General features: G+C 58.3%; 6 protein-coding genes. 3 read left to right on the forward strand and 3 right to left on the reverse strand.

Annotated features, from left to right (window positions below):
- The first annotated feature begins 7 nt into the window (after positions 1-7).
- The 3 genes from gmhB to CCR95_RS21960 all read left to right on the forward strand — a co-directional run bounded on the left by gmhB (position 8) and on the right by CCR95_RS21960 (position 2449).
- The gene (gene gmhB / locus CCR95_RS21950) at positions 8-580 is read left to right on the forward strand and encodes a D-glycero-beta-D-manno-heptose 1,7-bisphosphate 7-phosphatase (RefSeq protein ID WP_201098472.1); all 573 of its coding nucleotides are present in this window, start codon (positions 8-10) and stop codon (positions 578-580) included.
- Positions 577-1317 carry a lysophospholipid acyltransferase family protein gene (locus CCR95_RS21955; protein WP_201098474.1) on the forward strand — a complete coding sequence of 247 codons (741 nt, stop codon included), beginning with the start codon at positions 577-579 and terminating at the stop codon, positions 1315-1317. The genes gmhB and CCR95_RS21955 overlap by 4 nt, the downstream gene beginning before the upstream one ends.
- Positions 1318-1495: 178 nt before the next feature.
- Entirely contained in the window at positions 1496-2449 is a 954-nt protein-coding gene (locus CCR95_RS21960) for a DHH family phosphoesterase (RefSeq protein ID WP_201098476.1), read from the forward strand.
- Positions 2450-2538: 89 nt separating this feature from the next.
- On the opposite strand, the gene CCR95_RS21965 is transcribed toward CCR95_RS21960, so the two are convergent.
- From CCR95_RS21965 to CCR95_RS21975, 3 genes are all read right to left on the reverse strand, one after another.
- The gene (locus CCR95_RS21965) at positions 2539-3081 is read right to left on the reverse strand and encodes a L,D-transpeptidase (protein ID WP_242523419.1); all 543 of its coding nucleotides are present in this window, start codon (positions 3079-3081) and stop codon (positions 2539-2541) included.
- Positions 3082-3275: 194 nt separating this feature from the next.
- Positions 3276-4586: an alpha-amylase family glycosyl hydrolase gene (locus CCR95_RS21970; protein ID WP_201098480.1), complete on the reverse strand. Its 1311-nt coding sequence runs from the start codon at positions 4584-4586 to the stop codon at positions 3276-3278.
- A gap of 129 nt (positions 4587-4715) precedes the next feature.
- Positions 4716-6233 (reverse strand): glycogen synthase (locus tag CCR95_RS21975; protein WP_242523420.1); only part of this gene is annotated, 1518 nt, incomplete at its 5' end.

A 6233-nucleotide genomic window follows, 5' to 3' on the forward strand; every position in this document is an offset into this window, starting at 1 on the left:
TCGGGCAATGCCTGAGCGTGTCTTGATATTGGATCGCGATGGGGTCATCAACGAAGACTCTGACGCTTACATCAAGTCACCGGATGAATGGACTCCGCTCCCAGGGAGCATCGAGGCGATTGCTCGACTGTCTCATGCGGGCTTTCGCATTGCCGTCGCGACCAATCAATCTGGTATTGGACGAGGGCTTTTCAGCCTGAGCGATTTGAACGCCATGCATCGGCGGTTGAGGAATCTTGTCGCGGCGCAGGGTGGCCGCATCGAGATGATTGCGTTCTGTCCTCATCGCCCCGCTGAAAACTGTCCGTGCCGTAAGCCAAAAGCTGGTTTGCTCGAAGAAATCGCACGTCGTATGAACATCGATCTGACAGCGGTGCCTGTGGTTGGCGATTCGCTCAGTGACCTGATCGCTGCGCGCCTTGTGGGAGCAGCGCCCTGGCTTGTCATGACGGGTAAAGGCCGGCGCACGCTCGCAAGCATCGAGAAGAATGTTCATGACGGTGTGTTGCGCGATGTTCCTGTTTGTCAGGATCTCTTTGCTGTCGCTAATCGTTTGATTCGCAATCAAGGCCGACCATGATCTTGTTTCGTTCATTTCTCTATCAACTGTTTTTCATTGGCTCAAGCATCCTCTTTTCAAGTGCGATTCTTCTGATTGGCTGGACGAAACCGGCGTCAGCGGTTTCTCGACTCGGCAGGGCATGGGCGCGCGCGAATCTCGTCGCCCTGCGTGTGATCTGCCGTCTCGAGTATCGACTGCATGATTTCGAGAGATTGCCTTGCGAACCAGCGATCGTCCTCTGCAAACACCAGTCAGCGTGGGAGACCATTGCATTACGCGCTCTTTTGCCACTGGAGCAAACCTGGGTGTTGAAACAGGAGTTGATGCACATACCTTTTTTCGGATGGGCCTTGAGTTATCTGCAGCCCATTGCCATTGACCGCTCAGCGGGGCGGCGCGCGGTGACCAAGGTGATTCGCGAAGGAGAAAGGCTGTTGGGGGAGGGGCGCTGGGTGATCGTGTTCCCTGAGGGGACGCGTGTTGCGCCTGGAACTCGTCGCCCTTATGCGATTGGCGGTGCCCTGCTTGCCGAGCGTACTCGCTGTCCTGTGCTTCCGATCGCTCACAATGCGGGATGTTTCTGGGGACGCCGAAGTTTGATCAAGCGACCCGGAACGATTGATCTTGTCATCGGTCCCCTGCTGTCGGTGCAGGGTATGAAGGCCGCCGAGATCAACGCCATCGCGGAACGATGGATTGAGTCAACGGTAGAAAAGCTGCCAAACCCGAATGACGTTCAAGAGTCTCTGCTGTAGAGCGGGAAGAGATGGCTCTTCTCGTCATGGCTATCGTGACACGGCCTTGCCGCGTTGAACGATCAGATCCTTCACTGGCAGATCAAACGATCAGTCGCACACAGGTGATTTATTTCGTTCCATGGCGTGGGCGATCATCACCGCAGTTATCGATTCGTCCGCTCATTGCAGGTACACGATGAATCATTATGATGTTTTCAATGGTGACGCCGATGGTCTGTGCGCCTTGCAACAATTGCGGTTATCCGAACCCATCGATAGCATTCTGGTGACCGGACCGAAACGCGAGATCAATCTTCTGGATCGGGTACCCAGTGGCGCGGCCAAGAGCGTGACTGTGCTCGATATTTCGATGGATAAAAACCGTGCCGCCTTGGATCGATTACTGGCCGAGGGCGTTTCCATACGCTATTTTGACCATCATTTTCCTGGCGAGATCCGCTCTCATCCCGCGCTCGATCTTCATGTGGAAACATTGCCGGATAAGGGAACGAGTCTCCTGGTAGACGAGTACCTGGACGGTGAGCAGCGCGCTTGGGCCGTGGTCGGAACCTTTGGTGACAACTTCGACGCGTCGGCCCGACGGGCGGCGGCACCCCTGGAACTGTCCGAGTCCAACCTCGGCTTGCTGCGGGATCTCGGGATCTACCTGAATTACAACGGTTACGGAGAGACGGTCGAGGATCTGCATTTTTTTCCCGCAGACCTGTTTCGGCGCTTGCAGCCCTATGCGGATCCTCTCGCCTTTATTGCGGAAGACGCGACGTTCGTTGCATTGCGTGACGGTTACGAGAATGACATGGCGCGCGCGCGCGCCATCCTTCCGGAGTTTCAGGACGGCGGCCATCGACTGTTCGTTCTGCCCGCCGAGCCTTGGGCGCGTCGCGCTAGCGGCGTGTTCGCGAACGAATTGGCTCAGCAGGCGCCCGAGCAGGCGCACGCTATCCTGACTCGACTGTCCGGCGAAGGCTATCTGGTGAGCGTGCGGGCACCACTGACGCGACCGGACGGGGCGGACGTACTCTGCCGAAGCTTTTCAACCGGGGGCGGGCGCAAAGCGGCCGCTGGTATCAATGCGCTTCCGGGCGAAGACTTCGGCCGGTTTCTCGACGCCTTTCGGGAGGCGTTTTAACCCGCATTGACAGGAAATAGTTCATGGCGTGCCGGGGGAGGGCGCTCCGAAGACTCCCTGAATGAGCGGCAAGCGTTGCCTCAACTCGCCTAATCGATCACTTCGATCGGATCCCCGAGCTGCATCTGCTCGAACAGGAAGCGCGCATCCTTTTCGCCCAGACGCACGCAGCCATGCGAGTCGGGATAACCGGGCAACCAGCCCTCATGCAGGAAGTAAGGTCCGTGGAACTGAATGGCATACGGCATCCATGCCTGCATTCCGAGTTGGTTGGTGTAGCGGGAGGAAACCTTGTACTTCTCCTTTCCGAGGACCGCAAATTTTCCCGTTGGCGTCGGATAGCCGGTGGTGCCAGATGAAATAGGGCCGGTTTTGAACGTTTTGCCATTGACCGAATAGATGAACTGCTGAGTGTCGAGTTTGATCGTCAACACACGGGGAGGCTTTTCGTCTTGACCTGCCGCTTCAGGTTGCGTTGCTGGAATGTCCGCGCGCGATGGCTCCGGAGGAGGCTCGAATCCCTGACTGACTTCGCCGAGCGTCGTTCCGGTGCTCTCTGGTGCGGGCCGCGAAGGCACTTGCGCGCAACCGACCAGGAATGCGAGGGCAAGCAGGGGAATCCAAGTATGCAAGCTTGAGGGCATCGTTTTCTCGCCTCATCGATGGGTCGACCGCGCTAGCTTTGATCATCGTTCCGGCCCTGCGCGGCGTCTCGGATCAACCTTTGCGTTTCCAATTGCCGGATTTAGGATCAACGATCTCTCCCAGAGACCCCGATACCGGACAAATGCAGCGGGTTGCTGACATCGAGGCGCAGCGATCCTCTTCAGCGATCAGGCTCTCCACGCGATTTCAGCCCCATGGCCGGTTTGTTCGGGGTCACCAGAATCCGCCCCATGCCGGGCGCCAGATCGAACTCGAAGGGCGTTGGCAGATACGTCATCGGCCATTCGGGCGAGACATCCAGTAGTGGAACCGGCGCGCTCAAGTAGCGATACAGATCGTCGACATGGAGAGCCTGACGATTCCAGGGATCCTTGTTGATGACAAGCAGCGCCTCGCCTTCACCCTTCGGCACGCGCTTGTGCAGCAACAGAATCGCGTCATTGGAGGTCTCCAGACGCTTGATAGGGCCCTCGCTCTGAAAAACCGGATAGTCATCCTTGATGCGATTGATGTGAGCGATGAAATGGGTCAGATCGACGTTCGGCGACTCCCATTGTTCCGGGCGGGTGTTCACGACATCGAGACGGCTGCGAAAACCGTATTCGAAGCCGATCGGGATCATGACACCGGCGGAAAAGAGCGCGGAGAACAGATAGCGCTGCTTCATCGCGTGCGGATTGTCGCAGGATTCGCTGAACAGCCGTTCGGTGTCGTGGCTCTCGGGAAAGCTGATCGAGGGGACGACCTCACGGGTCAGATTGTATTGATCGAGCAGCCAGGCGCCGTTGAAGTCCCACCATTTGGAACTGTTGAAGATGGCGTCGAACCCGGCGGAGGCCGTCGCTTTGGTCTGCTCCGGCGAACAGCCCAGGGTTTCGGCGACGAAGACCGTCTCCGGGTGCTCTCGCCGGACGCGGGTAATCAGTTGTTTCCAGACCTCGTTGGGGAGCTGATACGCGGCATCGCAGCGGAAGCCCCGGAACCCGAGACTGACTAGATGCAGCACCAGCTTGACACAGTAATCCAGCAGCTTGGCGCGCTCCGGCCCATGCTCATGATCGAACTGAGCCAGGTCATACCAGACCACCTTGGTTCCATCCGCCTCGACACAGAAGGGGTTGGCGATCTTTTTCCCCTCGTGCAGAAACCACTCGGGATGTTCCTTGAGCAGGCTTGAGTCGACCGCGCAATGGTTGATGACCAGATCGATCATCATCGACAGCCCATGGCGCTCGGCCTTCGCGACCATGGCGAGTACCTGCTCCTTGGGCGAGACCGGCGCGTTCGGGTTGAGGAAGTCTTTGTTGATCGCGAAATAATCGGCGATGGAATAGAGACTGCCCGAGCGGCCGGTTTTCTGGATCGGGTTGACGAACACCCAGTCGAAGCCCATCGCCGCAGCGCGCTCCAGATGCGGCCCCCAATCCTCGAAATGGCCGGCAAGCCGCGGAAACAGATTGTAGATCTTCATGAAACAGTCAAGTCCTTGCCGCGATCGGCGGCGGCATGCCGGGGTCAAACACGAGCACTTGTCACGAACGTCCAGCCGGCTCGCGCGAAACCCCGATAAAAAAACAAAAATTCCGTACCCGGAATTTTTTCAGGCATCGCGGATGTAATCGTAGATGTTTAGATAATCCTGGCCGGGAACGTTCCAGGAGTAATCCGAGCGCATGGCGTTCTTCATTAACTCGCGGAAATGATCCGGGTGGTTGCGATAGCAGGCGATGGCACGCCCGAGCGCGGATTCGAGTCCGGCGTTGTCGTAATCCTGGAAGACATAGCCATTGCGCGCATGCAGCGGCCGATCCGAGAAGTCCTTGTCGAACACCGTATCCGCCAGCCCGCCGATCGCGCGTACCACCGGAATGGTGCCGTAGCGCAGCGAGATGAGCTGAGTCAGTCCGCAGGGCTCGAAGCGGCTCGGTACCAGCATCATGTCGGCACCGGCATAGATCAGGTGCGACAGATCCTCGTCGAAGCCGATCTCCAGATGACAGTCCGGGCTCTCGTTGAGCATCTGCTTCAAGCCCCAGAAATCGCCATTGATCCGGTCGTCCGGGCTGGAGCCGAGCAGCACGAACTGGGCGCCGCGCTCCAGGGTGTAGAAGATGGCGTGACGCACCAGATCCAGACCTTTTTGCGGATCCAGACGGCCGATGAAGGCGACGATCGGCTTGTCGTTGTCGGCGAGCATCAGGCGATGACGCAGCGCACGCTTGTTGTCGTATTTGCCGTCGACCGAATCGACTCCGTAATGGACCGGGATATGGCGGTCGATCTCGGGGTTCCAGATATCGTAATCGATGCCGTTGACCACCCCGCCATACTTGATGTGATGGGTGTGCAGGGTCGGTTCCAGGCCGAAGCCCTGACCCTGATCCTTGGTCTCAAAGGCGTAGCGCGGCGAGACGGTGGTCACGAAATTGGCGTAGACGATGCCGCCTTTGAGCAGGTTCAGCGCTTTGGGGTGACGGTTGTCGGCCATTCGGGTCGGATCGAAAAAGCGCTCGGGCCGATGCAGTCCGGTGGCGTGCAGCAGTTCGACGCCGGTCACGCCCTGATGGGCGAAGTTATGAATAGTCAGACAGACGCGCGGATGCGTCATCCCGAGCGACTGGTAGAATTCGTAGAGAAACACCGGCACCAGCGCGGTCTGCCAGTCGTGACAGTGGATGATGTCCGGGTGCTTGCCCGATTTCCAGAGGAACTCCATCGCGGCGCGCGAGAAGAAGGCATAGCGCAGTACGTCATCCTTAAAGCCGTAGATGCTGCCTCGGTTGAAAAAATTGTCCGGCGAGTGCGGCTCGATGAAGAAGCACTTGCGGTCATGCACGAAGCCGAAGAAGACCGTGCAATGGATGGCGCCGTCGTACCAGGGCACCCAGAGATCCTTGTAGACCTCCTGGAGTTCAAAGATCTGGTCATAGCGCATCGAGGCATACTTGGGCAGGATGATCTCGACATGATTACCGCGAATCGCCAGCTCGCGGCTAAGACCGAAGACCACGTCGGCGAGACCGCCGACCTTCGCCACCGCCGCCAGTTCGGGCGTGATTTGAACCACATAAAGGCTGGGGCGGCTGGGTGCCCTGGTACGACGGCGCCATCCATTGCA

The sequence above is a fragment of the Thiocystis minor genome, assembly GCF_016653465.1.
Taxonomy (GTDB): Bacteria; Pseudomonadota; Gammaproteobacteria; order Chromatiales; family Chromatiaceae; genus Chromatium; species Chromatium minus.